Origin of the sequence: Legionella sheltonii (assembly GCF_026191355.1) — a bacterium.
GTDB lineage: Bacteria > Pseudomonadota > Gammaproteobacteria > Legionellales > Legionellaceae > Legionella > Legionella sheltonii.
Genome location: NZ_JAPHOQ010000020.1, coordinates 1 through 16425 on the forward strand (window position 1 = coordinate 1; position 16425 = coordinate 16425).

Genomic DNA, 16425 nt, shown 5'->3' on the forward strand with positions numbered 1-16425 from the left:
TCGTGAATTGCAGTCATTGTGAATTTAAGGTATCTTTTGTGGCGGCCGAAAACAGTAGTTTATGGCCATGTAAAAATCAAGGCTTTCGATCCTTATATTTAAAGGGTTTTAGACGGACGAGTTTTCAGGGGTTTTTGGCCAGGTATGAAAGCAGGAATTTATGCCAGAGTTTCAACACATGATCAGCATACTTTAGATATGCAAATTGAAGCGATGAAAAAATATGCTAGAGCTCGTGATTGGCAAATTGAAATAGAAGTTGCTGAAATTGGATCAGGTGCAAAAGATTCTCGACCTCAACGTGAAGAACTTATCAACCAAGCAAAACGACGCCAGATCGATGTAATTATTGTTTGGAAGTTAGATCGCTGGGGTCGTTCAGTCAATGATCTTTTTCACACACTGAATGAATTAAACACTCTTGGTGTTGGTTTCATTTCATTAACTGAAGCCTTAGACTTAACCACCGCAACAGGCAGAGCTATGGCAGGTTTGTTAGCAATTTTTGCTGAGTTTGAAAGAGAAATCCTTCGTGAACGGGTTAAAGCAGGTATTGCACACGCAAGAACTAAAGGGAAAAATCATGGAAGACCACCTACTGCTAGTTTACTTTCTGAAAAAATTAAAGAGTTAGATCGCCAAGGAATGAGTAAATCGGAAATTGCTAGACAATTAAAAATAGGTAGGACATCTGTTAGACGAGCGCTCATGGTTAAGTGAAAAAATACACTGAAGTATTTTTATAGGATAATAATTAAGAATAAAAGGGAGAGAATGTGGAAACAAATGAGCTATATATTACAATTCCTGATGGCAAAATATATGTGAAAAAATGGACTCCTGCAACCGTTACGGAAGAAACTCCCATTATTCTATTGCATGACTCATTAGGCTCTGTTGACTTATGGCGAAATTTTCCAAAAGAATTATCTGAAAATCTTTCTCAACCAGTTATTGCATATGATCGGTTAGGTTTTGGAAAATCAGATTCAAGAGAAAAACTACCTTCTATAGAATTTATACATGAGGAAGCTTCCAAGTATTTTCCAATAATTAAAGAAAAGCTTAATATTCAAGAATACATACTTTTTGGACATAGCGTTGGTGGAGCAATGTCTATATGTATTGCAGCACTAGATCGATATTGTAAAGGAGTGATTACTGTTGCTGCACAGGCATTTGTAGAGGACAAAACGATAGACGGAATAAAAAAAGCTAAAGAGTTTTTTGAATCACGTGGGCAATTACAAAAATTAGAAAAATGGCATGGAGAAAAAGCTTTATGGGTACTTCGTGCATGGACAGATATTTGGTTATCCTCCGAGTTTTCTTCTTGGAGTCTGCAAAACTGTATACAGCATGTTAAATGTCCGGTGTTGGCGATTCACGGTGAAGATGATGAGTATGGTTCGATCGCTTTTCCTGAGTTTATTGCTAAAAATACAGGTGGAGTGGGTCAGTTATCAATAATTAAAAATTGCAAACATATGCCTCACAAGGAGCAATCGGAAAAAGTAATAAATCTTACAAAACACTTTATACAAAAGCATATCCTTTCTTCAAAATGAACTTTAATTACAGACAACTGTCTGATAAAAAATTACACATGACCCTTTTTTACCAGGATCCCGGCCGAGGGTCAATTACTTTTCTGGAAAAAAACCACAATATCATCATGTAAAAATATCTGAAATTAAAACAGTAACTCAAGAAGAGCTATATATTAACATCAATCAGGTTCCTCATAAGAAAGACAGGCATCATATTCACGTAGCTTTTAGGGCATTACTTGAGCATATGGACTCCTTACTTGCATCAGGGGAATTGTCTGATAAAGCCAAAAAGGTATTTGCTGAGGAAGCAGAAAATGTTTTAATGACACACGGTCTTCTTGGCCAAGGATTAGAAAACAGGTGCAATTACTCTGATAATGCAATTGGTTTAAATTAGGTGACTGATAGAATAAAAATATATCTAATCGAATTAATGAATTATTAGGTCCTAACAAATAGAGAAACAATTAAAACCGTTATTATGGTATAAAAAAGCTGTCGAAACCTTTGGGTGGTAGTGATTTGATTCAGAAAGTTCGCATTCCACCTAAAAAGACGAACTCCATCCTTTTTGCTGATTTTATGATTGCGTAACAATTTCTCATAAACGCCTTTAAGAACCTGTATTATCAGCGTAGACCCTTAATTTATAAAAGACTAACGTTTAGCGAATAAAATTCGCTAAACTAGAGGGAAAGCGAATTTAACCTATTTGGGGATTACTCATGCCGTATCAATTTGTACGAGAACCTTTGAGAGCTGAGGAAGCCGATCAATTATGTCAGGTCTGTGAAACTATGCTTGAAAAATTGATCATTTGGATTTTGATAGATACCGGTTTGCGTGTATCTGAATTATGCTCACTGACATCGCAGGATATACTCTGGCAGCAAAAATCATTGCGCATCTCTGGGAAAGGTGGGCCTTATGGTAAGAAATCAAAAAAGCGCGTTGTTCCCATGTCTCATAGAGTACGTGCTTTATTGGAACACTACTATGCGATTAATGAGCGTTTTCCAGTAGGTGCTAGGCAAGTACAAAAAATCGTAAAGGATATTGCTAACAAAGCTAAAATTACCAAACCGGTAACTCCGCATATTTTACGACATACGTTTGCCACACTTGCATTGCAAAAAGGAATTTCATTGGCTTCCGTACAAAAAGCTTTGGGACATGATCGATTAGAAACAACCGCTATTTATTTAAATTTTACTGACGCTCATGTCATCGAGGAATTTAGTACCAAATGGTAAGCAAAATAATGTGGCTGATATCGGCAATTTAATTTGGCCGTTTACATTTTAAGTGAGAGGGTCTCCATATCACAAGGGGATGCTCTAGTTGTTACGGCTCGCAATCATAAACCACTCGGCCCGCAAACAGAGCTCTAATTTGACATTTTGTCGTTTATAAGCGACAATTAACTATGAGAGAAAATAAAAAGCGTATTCTACGAAATTATCGAACCCAATCTGGAAAAATTCCTTTTTTAGATTGGCTTGAGTCTATTAGAGATCCTGTAGTTTGTCATCGGATCAGAAGACGTTTGGATAGAGTAGAACTAGGTAATTTTGGTGATTATAAAATACTAGACGAAGGTGTTTGTGAACTACGATTAGATTTTGGCCCTGGGTTTCGTATTTATTTTGCGGAGGAGGGCGATGTTATTGTAATTCTTTTATGTGGTGGCGACAAAAGTACTCAAGCGAATGATATTAAGACCGCCAAAAAATATTGGAAGGAATTATTGGAGCGTAGCAGCCATGAATAGAGAGAAGTTATTAAACAATACTGAAGATTATCATGCTCAGTTTATAGAGTCATTAAAAAATCCTGCACAAGCTTATGGATATTTGCAAGTTGCTATGGAGGAGTATCAAGAAGATAACGATGCGGAAGCTTTGTTTGTTGCTTTGCGTAATATAGCTGCTGCTCAAGGGGGGATGACAGAGCTTTCTCGTAAAACCCACTTAAATCGTCAGAATCTATATAATATTTTATCTAAAAAAGGAAATCCTAGATTAGATACCTTTGGTTTAATACTTAAAGGGCTTGGTTTTAAGTTATCAATTGAGCAGGGCCATTCAGGATTATAAATTAAAGGTCTAATAAATTTAACAATCAGATACAATGTATTGATTTTAAAAGTTTTTTCTCTTGGATTAATGCAGGTTCTTACGGTTGTGCTTGGTTTTTTAAAACCAGCAGCTTCTTCACCAAGCTGTTAATTAAGTACGTATTAACCTCCTGTGTCATTAAATCCTCTTGCTCAAGAAGACTGACTGAGTTAAATCGGGCAAAGCGTGTCCCGAATGGGGTTTTGACAGTGAGCACATAATCGCTCTTGCCATTTTTCCATCCAGCTTCTTTGAACGGAATATCTTTTTTTTCCAAGCAATGAACCAATTGGTCCAGGATGTTTTTAGCACCCTCATTAAATTTTTTTTGGGACATCAATACGCCTCTTCTACATTAAGTGCTGCAATAACCAATTTAATTGTGTCAAAAGAAAATCCACGGCCACTTAAGAAGCGCACTAAACTTGATTTCAGATCTTCATTGCTTTTCTTGGGGGCACGATTTAGCTTTCTTTTGGCCTCATTAAGAGCTCGATTGTATTCATCATCGATTTCTTGAAGAACTATTGCGATTACCTCATCAGAAAACCCTTTTTGCCGCAATGTCTGCTGAATGAAGCGATTGCCTTTGTGACTGTATCGTTGAGCTAAGCTCTCCGCGAGACGGTTATCGTTAAGTAAATGTAACTCTCGTAATCGTTTAATCGTCTCTTCAATGAGAGTATCTAGCTCAGGTTCATGTGCAAACTCTTTCTCAAGGCGTAGTTTTAACTCTTTTTCACTAGAGAAGCGATCAGCCATTAATTTAATTGCGGTAGAAAGCATCGTGTTCATTACATTAGAACCTCAATGAGTAAATAGAACAATTTTTCTCTCGAAATAAAAGTGAATACAAATAGTAACTCATTAGCATTGATGAGACTATGGTATTTAGCACAAATAGGTGCTCCCGGGGACTACATTAATTTTAATGTAGGTCATCACGAAATTTTCGTAGCCACTCCATAGATTATGGGGAGATCCCCATGCCCCCGTTTCGTATTATTTCCAGTGGGTAAAGGGCACCCACCATAAATAATGCGATCCTAAATAAAGAATAAAGAGTAACTTTTACATGATGGATTTGTTATTATAAAAATACGGAACAGGCGTGGACGCCGATGACCGTGACGTGATGAGGGGTGGCTTAGGCTGCCCTTATCTTTTTAGGATATCCAAAAATCACGTCTTTAAATATCCCGTGGAATGGGGCAGCGCCCCATTCAAAAATAAGTACAAAAAAAATTCAATTTATAAAGAAGATTGGTTTATTAATTGTAGGAAATAATTAAAGTGTTGATATTCTCTGCAATACAAATCGAGTTGTTTTTCACAGGTTGCTGTGACTATGCAGCGAACGTCTGGTATGAAATCAATCAGGGTCGAAATAATCACATGATCGGGCGCTGTTCTTTCAATCAGTAGTTTCACTTGGTTATCTACTAAACGAATTATTTCTTTGTCATGGTCTGAAAGCGTGATAGACATTATTAATTTATTTAAAAGCGATTGTTGAATGAGTTAAAGCAGGAATTTGATGAGTGACTTCGACTGTAGTCATTATTCCAACTTGATGAACTCGTGCCCAAGGTATTACCTGAGGTATCAAAAGCACCTCTCATAGGAAGACCCGTTGCCGGATTGATTCGGATATCGTTTTTTTTAGATGAGTTGAAACAAGAGGATTCATCATCGATTGGATCAATATTGTTATAAATCCATATAAAGGGTTTAAACAGCACTTTAATCCATTTCATCATTAGTCCTTATGTTTATTGTGATTCTAATTCTTCTAATTTTGAACTTATTTGTTGTTCTTCCAGTGGTTCTAAATGAAATAATTCTCTATCGGCATTTCTTTTGATGTACTTATCTATTTGTTGGTAGAGTGATGACAAAGTTCCTTCCTGATTAGCCTTATCAATGAAATAGGATCCAACGAGAATTTTACGGCGAGTATCACGTTTTCGTTCGCGTGATTTTTCAAGAGATTCTAATTTTTGGATTTGCGCTCGTAATTGCTCTTGTTTTTTCTTTAGGGCATCCAGCCGCGATTGTTTTTCGCTCATAGTATTTTTAATTATTATTAATCCATAGATAAGATTCTACGAGATTTATTAGGAATTTCAAGAGAATATAAAAAATAAAAAAATACATTGGAGCGAAGCGACCTTAAAAGCCGCACTGGCAAGTGAAGTGCGCGCTTATACGTTGCTTTGCAACGTGCGCTTTGATATCCTGATACTACAAAGTAGATAAACCCTTCATTTAAAATTTCATTATTGGTATAAGGACATGGCAATATATCGTTTTAGCGCTCAACCCATATCTCGCTCCCAAGGACGCTCTGTTGTTGCTTCAAGCGCGTATCGTTCTGGAGAAAAAATGATTGATGAGCGTACTGGCGCCATATATGACTATACTGATAAAAATGACGTTGTTTATAAAGAAATATTTCTACCAGAAAGTGCACCACAGTGGATGAGTGAGCGTTCTAAATTATGGAATGCGGTCGAACTGGGTGAAAATCGCAAGGATGCACAACTTGCCCGTGAAGTACAGCTTGCTCTTCCCCGTGAATTAACCATTGAGCAAAATACTGAATTGGTGCGTGAGTTTGTTAAAACCGAATTTGTTGCACTAGGTATGGTGGCTGACGTGTGTTTTCATAACCCTAAAGGTGATGATGGTTTGTATCAACCCCATGCACATATTCTTTTAACTTTACGTGAAGTGAATGAAGAAGGATTTGGTCTAAAAGAGAGGGCTTGGAACGATAAGGCGTTACTTGAGCATTGGCGCGAAGAATGGGCTAATTGTCAAAACCGTCATTTGGCATTGCATGGTATCGATCAACGAGTAGATCATCGAAGCTATAAAGAACAAGGTATTCCCTTAGAGCCTCAATATAAAATAGGAGCCAAGTGTGCCCAACAACACATGGCTCGCTTAGCTGATCATCAACGTATTGCCAAAGAAAATGGACAGTTGATTTTTGAGAAGCCAGAAATTGCACTGGATGCACTAACAAGAAATCAATCCACATTCACCCATCAGGATTTAGCTCGTTTTATTAACCGTCATACGGAAGATGCTGAACAATTTAAATTGGTGTTTGAACGGGTTAAGTCTTCTACTGAACTTGTTTTTTTAGGTCTTGATTCTGAAGGAAAACAGCGTTTTTCAACGCACGATATGTTGGCTATTGAATCGGCAATGATGAAACAAGCCGATAAACTTTATCATCAAAAAGGTCATCAAGTTGATGAGCATGCGGTACGTAATGCCAAATCCAATCGCACCTTATCTCAAGAGCAGGAAACTGCTCTTGATTATGTGACATCAATAGGTGATATGAAATCGCTTTTAGGTTATGCGGGTACTGGTAAAAGCTACTTATTAGGTGCTGCTCGTGAAGCTTGGGAGCAATCAGGATATCGGGTGCAAGGTGCTGCCCTTTCAGGTATTGCTGCTCTTAATTTAAGTGATAGCTCAGGCATTGAATCCAGAACCATTGCCAGCCTTTTTTATCGTTTGGATAAAGGAATGTTATCGCTTAATTCACGCGATATTTTGGTGGTTGATGAAGCGGGAATGCTGGGATCTCGCACTATGGAGCGCTTGACTTTCGAAGTCGAAAAAGCAAGTGCTAAATTGGTTTTAGTTGGTGATTGGCAACAACTGCAAGCCATTGAAGCGGGTGCTGCATTTCGATCCATTGCCGAAAATTACCAATATGCTGAATTAACTCAAATTAGACGTCAAACAACTCCGTGGCAAGTTGAAGCCTCGCTTCATTTAGCGCAGGGACAGGTGGAGCATGCATTGCATGCCTATGACGTCCATGACCATATTCATCGGTTCAAAACAACGGGTGAAGCCAAAGAATTCTTAATTGAGCAGTGGAACGATGTGCGTATCACACAACCATCTGAGTCCCAAATTATTCTTGCCTACACTCGAAAAGATGTAGCAGAGCTTAATGATATGACGCGTAGAATTATGCGCCGAGATGGTGAATTAGGCGAGGAATTTGTTTTTGGCATGGAGCGTGGAGAGCGAGCATTTGCCGTTAATGATCGCGTGTATTTCTTAAAAAGAGAGGACAGTCTTTCTGTAATTAATGGCACACTGGGCACCATTCAAGGAATCGATGCAAAATCGGGTGTGATAACAGTTGCACTTGACCGTGATGATTTAAAGATGAGTCCTAAACTCGTTCAGGTTAATACTAATTATTACAAGCATATGGAACATGGCTATGCAGCTACCGTCTATAAAGCGCAAGGCGTGACTGTTGATAGATCCTATATCTTACCAACTAATCATTACGATGCGCACTCGACTTATGTGGCGATGACTCGCCATCGTAAAAGTTGTGATTTTTTTGTAAGTCGTGAAGTGTTTGTCCATGATAAAGCGCTGGTTCATGCACTTAATCGAAATCGTGCAAAAGACGTGACCCTTGATTACACGCAAATGGGGCGTGAGTTTGCCAGACAGAGAGGGCTTATTAGTGAAGCAATGCCTTTGCCTCCTCTATCAAAGAATGAGCATTTTAGAAAAGTAGAACCTTCTCTCGAATCCTTGATGAATCAAGTGATGGGAAGGAATGCTCAATTAGAACAACAAAAACTTGATGCCTTTGAGCGACAGTTTACAAAGGAAAACCCAAGTGAAGCACTTCACATTGCCAATAGTTTGCTTTCAAACGCAGAGTACCAAGCGAAATCATTAGCGGGTTTATTTGCGCCTTTTAGTCAAGCGATTGCGCGTAATCAGCTCACTTCCGCGCAAAATGATGAATTAATTCGTTTGATGGGTAAACTGCCTCTTGATTCTCAAGTCATGAATGCCTTTAAAAAAGACTACCCAGAGTTTTCTAAACAGGCAGAACAATTTATTAAAAGAAATGAACAACAACTCATGCGTATAAAAACAATTGACAAAGAATTAGACATATAAAAGGAGATCTATGTTAGACAGAGACGAGGATGAGGTGGTGGAAGCCTCCACGATACCCATGCCCCATGCAAAGACTATGGATACTGATTTAGTTGAAACGGTTCCAAGCCTTAAATCGGTGGTACTGTTACTCAAAGGGCTTTATGGGCAAATGAATGAAGAGCGTGAGGTGATTAGCTTAGCTTCGGGACAGATGGCACATTCGGTCAAGCAATTTGAACAGCATCTTAAGCAGTTTGCGTCCTTTGAACAATCTTGCAAGCAAGCCATAATTGAGCGCGTCAAAACTGAGTTAAAGCAGTCGATTCAAGAAAGCGCTAAGGCCATAGCTCAGGAAGTAACGGACATCGCTTATGAGCCTATTAACCGTGGAATCAACTCATTGTGTCAGTTGAGTTCAGAAATGAACGAATATCGTGCTGAGCAAGTCCAGTCTAGGAAAAAGCGTGTGGGATTATTTCTTTCTGCGGCATTATTAGGTGGACTTGTAAGCGGTTTTACGCTGCATCATTTAACAGCGCCCTCTAAAGAGATCAAAGTGAAGTTGGCAGCAGGGGAGGCTTTAATGCGGTCATGGAGCAAATTAACGAAAGCTGAGCAAGAAAAAATATTCCCGGCTAAAAGCTGATCAGGCGTATTGAAGATCAGGGCCGGACTCTGAGGGATCGCCACATAATTTTATTGCGGCGAGGATGTTTCAATCTGGATTCTTGAAAAGAGTATTAATACTCTTTTCAACTGAATTAAACAATCGATGAAAAACAGATTTTGTCTTTTGTGTTTTCTCTACTTTCAGAGGATCGCCACAATCTGAGTAATAAGCAGTATACCCCTCTAGCAAGCAATTAGAGTTCGGTATAAGTTTTGTCCAGAACCCGCAAAACTCTTCATCAGTAAGTATTCTAAATATTCCTGACAAAATATATTTAGATTCTGTCATTGGAATTATTTCTTGGATCTCTAAAATGAGTCTTTTATGGAACCCCAAAGCTATTTCTGTACTATTAACTTCAATGATATTAAGTTCTATATTTCTATCAGTGATGACAACAGCAGGCATTGGCGTGCGTAATGATAGATAGCCAATTTTTGGCAACGAATGATTTGCTGTAATTTCATAATTAGCATTACTATCAGAATCCTTCTGAAGGATTTCTTTATATTTCTGTCCCTGAAAATCTTGCGGGATACAGTTCTCTAATTCATCGAGATAAAATACTCCTAATAAATTTTTTTCAGCGCGAAAATGATCCATTATTTCATTGTGCACAGCATCTAATATTTCTAGACAAACATCCTCGTTACAGGACACATCTTCTGATGAAATACCCTTCATTTTCTGTTGTAAGATTTTCATCGACCACATGTCTACAGGGATAATATTGTCAGATAATAATGAGTAAGCTTGACTAAAGCTATTCAAAGCTACATATTCCCAGAAAGCTTCTGATGCGAGCTGATAAATCAGCTTTGGATTTAATTCATTCATTTATATCCCTATACTCGTGCCCAAACGTAAGAGATTCTAAATGTTAATTTTTTCACTATCAAGGCCTAGTGTGCATATCGGATCTTCAATTCCAACGGTATGCCTATTGATCCGGAACTTGCGCCCTGATGCAAAATTTACAAAGGCTCAAGGTTAATCTCCTCGATGCATTGTAGTGTCGTATTTATTTTATTCTTTATTAGAGGGTCGTTGCTCATATGGCCGTTTGTTCCAGATTCTAAATTATCATCAAATGATGTTAATTGAGAGAAATTAAAGGTTGTAGGCATACTGCGCTCAATAAAACCATTAGTTTTTGTTGTCCGAAATCCTAAATCAAGTGCTAGCTGAGTAATTGGATAGTGTCCTGGTAAACGGACAAAGCAGTGTAGATCTTTAAGCTCCATAATTTGCGGATAGGAAACAATAGGGCGTGTAACTCGTTGTGCGCCTAGCGAAATCCCATCGCGAATCGAGTTGGCGCCATAGGAGTAATTTTCGCGTGACTCCTCGATTTCTTCTTCGCCGAGCTCTGATGCCACAAGACGTGCCATATCGCTACTTGGACTACGAAAGAAAAATCGCGTGTTTAATAAATCGAAAATTTCTTTAGCGCCTGCCTGACCGTAGACTTTAGTAAGCTGTGAAAAGCTTTGCATGCCTAGAAGAAAGCAACCGCCAAATTTGCGAACCTCGGCAATGGTTTCACCAAGCAGGGGCAGTTTGTGAAGACTGGGCAGCTCATCACAGATAAACCATATTCGCCTATTTCGATTAGGAGTTAGACTCAAAAGAGCAAGGGAAGCTTGGGCTAACCACATCGAAATTAAGGGTTTGAGTGATTTATGCGTTTCGCCATTCGATGAAATAAACAACCAGCCTTTTTGTTGTTCATCAAGGATGTAATCTCGAATAGAAAACGGCTGCTTACCTTCCTGATTCAGTTCTGCCAATGCTGAAAAAGATTTCAAGTAGGTTGTAAGTGTCGCACGTATAGAAATAGCGGTTTTCTCAATTTTACCACTAACCAGGGTTGCTGCTGGAGTTCCTTGTAAATACTCTTCTAGCGCCGAAAATTCATCGGTTAAAATTAATTTCAAAAATTTATCCAGTGAGCGATCAGAATGATGTCGCATTACTGAGCCTAAGCATGAAAAAACGGTTCGTGAGGCATTAACCCAAAAGGGATCCGATTCTCCATGCATGGGTATTGAGCTTTCGGCCATGTTTTCAAAATCAGAGTCACGAGGTGCCTCTAACCACATATCCCAATTGGCACAACGCTTATCAAATGGGTTTAAAATAACATCTGACTCGTCTTGATAATAATGAGGAATAAACGAACAACCCTTATCGTAGACAATCACACGATCTCCTCTTTTACGAAGACAATCCATTATTTTCATGATGAGCTGGCTTTTTCCGGTGCCTACGGTTCCATGTACCAGTAAATGCTGGACTTCACTGTCTTTGATAAGGGGAAATTGATCAATCTTAATATCTGAATCTGATTTATCACGAAGAATTTTCTTTTTTACTGCATTGGAATTTTTAAGTTGGCTGCCACGAACAAATTGGCTATCACTTTGCGCTTTCCCCCGTTTGATAAAATAATAGGCTAACCCCAAGCCAAGAATAAAGGCGAGGCAAAATGCCCAAAAAGCGGATTTGCCAAGACTATTAACCACATGGGTTGCATTATCCTGGTAATATGAATAGTGCAAAATGGTGTCTACTGTTTGCTTGTATGCTTTACCATGAAACGACAGTTCAAAGTTATGTTTTTGGCCTACCAAACTTAAAAACTGTGCATAATAAAACGCTATTGCATGCGTTATTTTTTCTAAAGGGATAAAAATCCAGGCAAAAACCACTGTAAAAACAACCCAAAGAAAAAGACAAATTATGCTCAATGATTTGGTGATTTGATCCCACATGCGCAGGTTATGGAAACTGATTTGGCCGCCACGCGTGTAGTGTTTGAAATTAGGATCCTTGCTCATCAGACACCCTCTTTTTCTTTATGAAAGAAGTTTGAAAGGGCTTTTGACAATACACTCATCCCGATTCGGCTTGCCTCCATATTAATTGCACTACTGGTCACAATAATTGCCCCGAAAAAACAGGGTATGATTGAAAAAAAAGTCGCCCCTTGTGGCAAAATCGGAAAAATGACAAAAGCGAGTGCACCAAAGACGACAAAACATAGGATTGCGCTTAAGTGAATTTTTTTAATAAGGTAGCGTCCTGTTTCAAGCTTTGAAGTGATTTGATATTTAAAAATAATGTAGTTCTTAATAAGGCGCACTCCATATAAAGAAATACACAAGGAGGTAAAAAAGATGCTTAACCACATATAAATAACTTGATTTTTATGATCGCGTAACAATTCTCTTCTTTGATTGCCCTCCCCTTCTTTCCACTGAATTTCTTCTTCGTTAAACAGTTGATTAAGTTTCTCTTCACTGGCATTAGGAAAAGATTCTCTGAGCATGCCTCTAGTTTTTCTCTCCTGTGAATAATGAAATTCATCCATGCTTTTTATTGAATTGTATGGATAGATATTCGGTGCGTAATCCCACGAATGGATACTCATGGCAAAAAAACAGGCCGCCAATTGGATTATAAAAATGAGGACGAATAAAAGGAACCAACCAAGAAATAGGTTTTTATAATAGGTACCCGCAGGAATAATACCTAAGTCCAAATGTTTTATCTTTTCCAAATCCATAGCCATGGCGTTTTTAAAATCCTTCATCATTTTTCTCCGTTAAAATACCGTTCAGACAGGTTATCTACACCCAGTTTATGCGCTGCTTTATCTACAACATGCCCTGGGATAACGCCAGTTGTGGCGTCATACTTCCAATTCGGTTCTATTTTATTGTATTCGCTCATTTGCGTTCCTTTGGTTTGTAGAATATGGTCTGGGGAGCTTAGCTTGACGTTATTTTGATGAGCGCTCTGTGTCTCATTTACCTTGGCATGAACCTGATTGACCAAGTTATTTTTTTTATCAGAAGCCATGCCAACCCCAAGGGTTTTGGCGCTAGCAGTTAGCGCATCATTATTCTGTTGATAATGGGTTCCCATATTATTGCTCTTCTTGTCTAAAGATTGAGCTTCATTTTGATAGAAGTTATTCATAGAAGAAGGCGATTCCTTTGTGCTGTATTCAGCAATTAATTGCTCGCGTTTGGCATTAACAAAGCTACTGGCTAATCCTTCTAACTCGTGTATTGAATTCATATCTCCAGGGCGTGAAAACAGCGCATCGCGATGAGAACTACCCACCTTCGATGCAACAAAAGAGGGAAACGCTTGATTGAGATCGGCGGTAATTTGCTCGGATTTTGATTCCACATACTGTTTGGCTTCTGCGATTCGCATGGCGCGAGTGTTTGATACATCATAGTTATGGCTCGCATTTTCAGCCTCTCTTATATCAACGCCCATTTGATTGGATAGCGAGGCTGCTTCTGAATGAGAATCATCAAAATGATGGTTTTTGGCAAATTGAGAGACATATTGGCTTGCCTTATTAAAATCGTGCGCTTCCTGGGCAGAAACCACCTTGTCATAACCTTCCTGCGAACGATAAGCATTAGTTGAGCTTCGTTCGTAGTTAAGATGTGCATCCAATCCTCCTTTAATGCCAAAGATTTTTCCGGCAACACTTTTTTGGAGGTCAACGCCACCCGATACACCATGCCCACCACTGGTCATGGCGGCAAACGCATCTTCTTTACTTATGCCGTTGCGGTGCGCTACATCCTCGGCAATCCGTGACATTTGAGACAGCGCGCTGGAATATTGAGCTGAATCAGAAGAACTGATTCCATCGCCAAGTCGCATATCGTGCCCTGCTAATTGAGACAGAGCAAGTGCGCGATGGGCAAAATTACTTAAAGCAGATTGATAGGCTTTACTTTCATTTGCAGCGGCCTGCGTTGATTGCTCATACGCCTGATTCAATGAGCCTGTTAATGCTTTAGAGTCGGCAATATGAATATGACTTTTAGTCATGCCGGGACTCACATCAAAAACAGCATCGCCACTACCCGTCAATGTTTTTAAGACACCACTTCCCAATTGTTCGGTATGCATGCCGTGCATGTGTGTCCAGTTGGAATCGTGTTTGTTCGCTGAGAAATTATTAGCCGTGGTGTTGTAAAAACTGGTTTGGCCAAGGCCAAAGGAGCCGCTCGCAGCCTCTCCTGCTACTGACATACTGGAGCCTTGCATATGGCTCATCATGCTGGTTGCCAGATTACTAAAGGCACCACCTAAATTAGACACCAGGCCATGCGACAAGAAAGGAATAAGCATCATCAAATAACCACAAGCTCCTGAAATATCCGCGTGCAATTCATCAATCTTATCCAGATTCACCATTGTAAATTGGCCGTATTCCGCTGATGATGAAGCCCCATAAATGGTCATTCCAGCATTGAGTATTGCAAAGAGTACCGGCCAAAATTGCAATGACATAAAAAACTGCATATAGCCGTAAAGAATCTTCACTCCACCAGGTAACGTGGTTAGGGCAATAATCAAAGGAAACACACCAAACAATAAAAGGGTTAAGCAGGTATGGGTAATCGGTAAAATCCATAAGGCTTTTTGTCCTAAGACTTCCCAACTCCAACGGTGTTGTACCTGGGATTTGGTAAATTGTTGGTTCACAATTCCTGCGGTTGCATCCGTAAATGCCTGATAATGCGCCACACCATCGCCCATGGCATTAATCATCATGCTTTGTAAAAAAATATTACTCGAAGAATCCGTTAATCCCTGGTAATAATCAAAAGCTGATTTAAGATGAGTGCTAAATAACGCTTCATAGGTGGTATTTTTTGGTTTACCAAATAAATTCACCCCAAAAAATCTGTAGGCGTTTTTAATTTCAGCATCCAGCTTTTTGCGCAAACTGTATTGTCCGTCAAGTTTGGATGCTTCTTCACAAGTCACTAATTTGCCATTCACAGAAATCATGCGAAGCGGTGAGGCTTTCCCTGAAATAAGATTCCAAATATCTGTAGAATGCGCTAAATCGCCAACACTGTATTTTCGGTTTAACCGAATGTCCCCTACGACACAAACACGAAAATACTCGTTCATTTCCTCTTTAAGTACGGGATCCTTAATGCGAAATGAGGTTGACGCTGATATCAGACGTGAACCAAAAAGAGCGCCAGACTTGGTGTATTGCAAATCATCGGGCATGGAAAGGAGCGCATCATAAGATTGTGCTAAACCATAACCAATCGTAGTCACAAGGCTTGCACTCAAGGCAAATACCACAGGTACGTTATCCACGAGTTTCGGCGTTTGCGAAGAAATATCGTAAATCTCCACAGAGGTCTTAGGCAATAACACCACATTCACAAAAAGCACATAACCTACAAACCAGCGCGCAAAAGCCATGGGATCGCGGGTTTTGAGAAAACCAACGGTGGCCATCACTATGCCAATTAACGCGGTAATTCGTACCAACCCCAAAAAACTGTCCTGCTTCATAAAGGTGCTAATTGCATTTAATACGTGTTGGAATAATTCTCCACCCGCTAGAACATGAATTTCTATCACAGGTCACCATCCTTATTTTTGACAAAAGTTAACAAATTTATTAACCTATAAATAGGAATAACAATATAAATAATCCAATGAAATGGACAATTGACTACTACAACCAGTCTGTGTATGAAGATGCAAAAGCACTTCCTAAATTGATTAGCGCCAAATTTGAGGCGATTATGGATAAAATGACAGAGCATGGCCCAGATTTGGGTATGCCGTTTACAAAATCCTTTGGTAAAGGACTTTTTGAAATTAGAGCAAAAGCTCAAGAGGGTATAGCTCGAGGCTTTTATTGCACAATTACCGGACGAAAAATTATCATTCTTCATGTGTTTGTGAAGAAAACCCAAGCAACGCCAAAAAAAGAATTGGACTTGGCAAAGAAACGTTTGAGCGAGGTGAAAAATCATGACATATAATCCTGTTCGCCGTACCAATGAATTACGTGACCATGTTTTGGCTGACTCAGAAGCACGAGCAGTGTATGAGGCTACAAAATTGCAAATTGAATTGGCTTTGCAACTTAAAGAAGCGCGAATTAAAAAGAACATGACCCAAGAGGAAGTGGCCACCCTTTTACATACCAAGAAGCCTGCTATCTCACGCCTTGAAAATGGCCATGAGAGCACAAAAAGCTTTCCTTCTTTACTGACTTTAGTCAAATTTGCATCAGCAATTGGGTATGAGCTAACAATCAATCTTACGCCTATCAAAGAGTAAT

Annotated in this window: 19 protein-coding genes; 10 read left to right on the top strand and 9 right to left on the bottom strand. The window is 39.2% G+C overall.

The annotated features are described in order from the left end of the window. Positions 1 to 144: 144 nt before the first annotated feature. The 6 genes from OQJ26_RS18100 to OQJ26_RS18125 all read left to right on the top strand — a co-directional run bounded on the left by OQJ26_RS18100 (position 145) and on the right by OQJ26_RS18125 (position 3649). Complete coding sequence (locus OQJ26_RS18100) at positions 145 to 720, top strand: recombinase family protein (protein ID WP_058522411.1); 576 nt, start codon at positions 145 to 147, stop codon at positions 718 to 720. A 56-nt stretch (positions 721 to 776) separates the two neighbouring features. Next, complete coding sequence (locus OQJ26_RS18105; protein WP_265705105.1) at positions 777 to 1568, top strand: alpha/beta fold hydrolase; 792 nt, start codon at positions 777 to 779, stop codon at positions 1566 to 1568. A 229-nt stretch (positions 1569 to 1797) separates the two neighbouring features. Beyond that, positions 1798 to 1950, top strand: a complete 153-nt coding sequence (locus OQJ26_RS18110) for a hypothetical protein (protein ID WP_265705106.1) — start codon at positions 1798 to 1800, stop codon at positions 1948 to 1950. A 328-nt stretch (positions 1951 to 2278) separates the two neighbouring features. Beyond that, on the top strand, positions 2279 to 2806 hold the full coding sequence (locus OQJ26_RS18115; protein WP_265705107.1) for a tyrosine-type recombinase/integrase: 528 nt from the start codon (positions 2279 to 2281) through the stop codon (positions 2804 to 2806). A gap of 173 nt (positions 2807 to 2979) precedes the next feature. Continuing rightward, entirely contained in the window at positions 2980 to 3324 is a 345-nt protein-coding gene (locus tag OQJ26_RS18120; RefSeq protein ID WP_265705108.1) for a type II toxin-antitoxin system RelE/ParE family toxin, read from the top strand. Next, positions 3317 to 3649 (top strand): addiction module antidote protein, encoded by a 333-nt coding sequence (locus OQJ26_RS18125; RefSeq protein WP_265705109.1) that lies wholly within the window; start codon positions 3317 to 3319, stop codon positions 3647 to 3649. The genes OQJ26_RS18120 and OQJ26_RS18125 overlap by 8 nt, the downstream gene beginning before the upstream one ends. A gap of 79 nt (positions 3650 to 3728) precedes the next feature. Here OQJ26_RS18125 and OQJ26_RS18130 read toward each other — a convergent pair whose 3' ends face one another. The 5 genes from OQJ26_RS18130 to OQJ26_RS18150 form a co-directional block, all read right to left on the bottom strand. Beyond that, entirely contained in the window at positions 3729 to 4007 is a 279-nt protein-coding gene (locus OQJ26_RS18130) for a hypothetical protein (protein ID WP_265705110.1), read from the bottom strand. After that, positions 4007 to 4465, bottom strand: coding sequence for a regulatory protein RecX (locus tag OQJ26_RS18135; protein ID WP_265705111.1), 459 nt, complete (start codon positions 4463 to 4465; stop codon positions 4007 to 4009). The genes OQJ26_RS18130 and OQJ26_RS18135 overlap by 1 nt, the downstream gene beginning before the upstream one ends. Positions 4466 to 4921: 456 nt before the next feature. Beyond that, positions 4922 to 5158 (bottom strand): hypothetical protein, encoded by a 237-nt coding sequence (locus OQJ26_RS18140; RefSeq protein WP_080477597.1) that lies wholly within the window; start codon positions 5156 to 5158, stop codon positions 4922 to 4924. Between the two features lie 11 nt (positions 5159 to 5169). Next, positions 5170 to 5427: a hypothetical protein gene (locus OQJ26_RS18145; RefSeq protein WP_265705112.1), complete on the bottom strand. Its 258-nt coding sequence runs from the start codon at positions 5425 to 5427 to the stop codon at positions 5170 to 5172. Positions 5428 to 5442: 15 nt separating this feature from the next. Beyond that, on the bottom strand, positions 5443 to 5739 hold the full coding sequence (locus OQJ26_RS18150; protein WP_265705113.1) for a mobilization protein: 297 nt from the start codon (positions 5737 to 5739) through the stop codon (positions 5443 to 5445). A 226-nt stretch (positions 5740 to 5965) separates the two neighbouring features. On the opposite strand from OQJ26_RS18150, the gene traA reads away from it, so the two are divergent. Further along, positions 5966 to 8635: a Ti-type conjugative transfer relaxase TraA gene (traA, locus tag OQJ26_RS18155; RefSeq protein ID WP_265705114.1), complete on the top strand. Its 2670-nt coding sequence runs from the start codon at positions 5966 to 5968 to the stop codon at positions 8633 to 8635. Between the two features lie 10 nt (positions 8636 to 8645). After that, positions 8646 to 9263 (top strand): hypothetical protein, encoded by a 618-nt coding sequence (locus OQJ26_RS18160; protein WP_265705115.1) that lies wholly within the window; start codon positions 8646 to 8648, stop codon positions 9261 to 9263. Between the two features lie 69 nt (positions 9264 to 9332). On the opposite strand, the gene OQJ26_RS18165 is transcribed toward OQJ26_RS18160, so the two are convergent. The 4 genes from OQJ26_RS18165 to traG all read right to left on the bottom strand — a co-directional run bounded on the left by OQJ26_RS18165 (position 9333) and on the right by traG (position 15713). Then, positions 9333 to 10124, bottom strand: coding sequence for a hypothetical protein (locus tag OQJ26_RS18165; RefSeq protein ID WP_265705116.1), 792 nt, complete (start codon positions 10122 to 10124; stop codon positions 9333 to 9335). A 137-nt stretch (positions 10125 to 10261) separates the two neighbouring features. Next, positions 10262 to 12127 (bottom strand): type IV conjugative transfer system coupling protein TraD, encoded by a 1866-nt coding sequence (traD, locus tag OQJ26_RS18170; RefSeq protein WP_265705117.1) that lies wholly within the window; start codon positions 12125 to 12127, stop codon positions 10262 to 10264. Further along, positions 12127 to 12885: a hypothetical protein gene (locus OQJ26_RS18175; RefSeq protein ID WP_265705118.1), complete on the bottom strand. Its 759-nt coding sequence runs from the start codon at positions 12883 to 12885 to the stop codon at positions 12127 to 12129. The genes traD and OQJ26_RS18175 overlap by 1 nt, the downstream gene beginning before the upstream one ends. Continuing rightward, positions 12882 to 15713, bottom strand: a complete 2832-nt coding sequence (gene traG, locus OQJ26_RS18180) for a conjugal transfer mating-pair stabilization protein TraG (protein ID WP_265705119.1) — start codon at positions 15711 to 15713, stop codon at positions 12882 to 12884. Before traG ends, OQJ26_RS18175 begins: the two co-directional genes overlap by 4 nt. A gap of 77 nt (positions 15714 to 15790) precedes the next feature. Between traG and OQJ26_RS18185 the strand changes: the two genes are divergently transcribed. Next, positions 15791 to 16123 (top strand): type II toxin-antitoxin system RelE/ParE family toxin, encoded by a 333-nt coding sequence (locus OQJ26_RS18185; protein WP_265705120.1) that lies wholly within the window; start codon positions 15791 to 15793, stop codon positions 16121 to 16123. Next, positions 16113 to 16424: a helix-turn-helix domain-containing protein gene (locus tag OQJ26_RS18190; protein ID WP_265705121.1), complete on the top strand. Its 312-nt coding sequence runs from the start codon at positions 16113 to 16115 to the stop codon at positions 16422 to 16424. The genes OQJ26_RS18185 and OQJ26_RS18190 overlap by 11 nt, the downstream gene beginning before the upstream one ends. Position 16425: the final 1 nt, after the last annotated feature.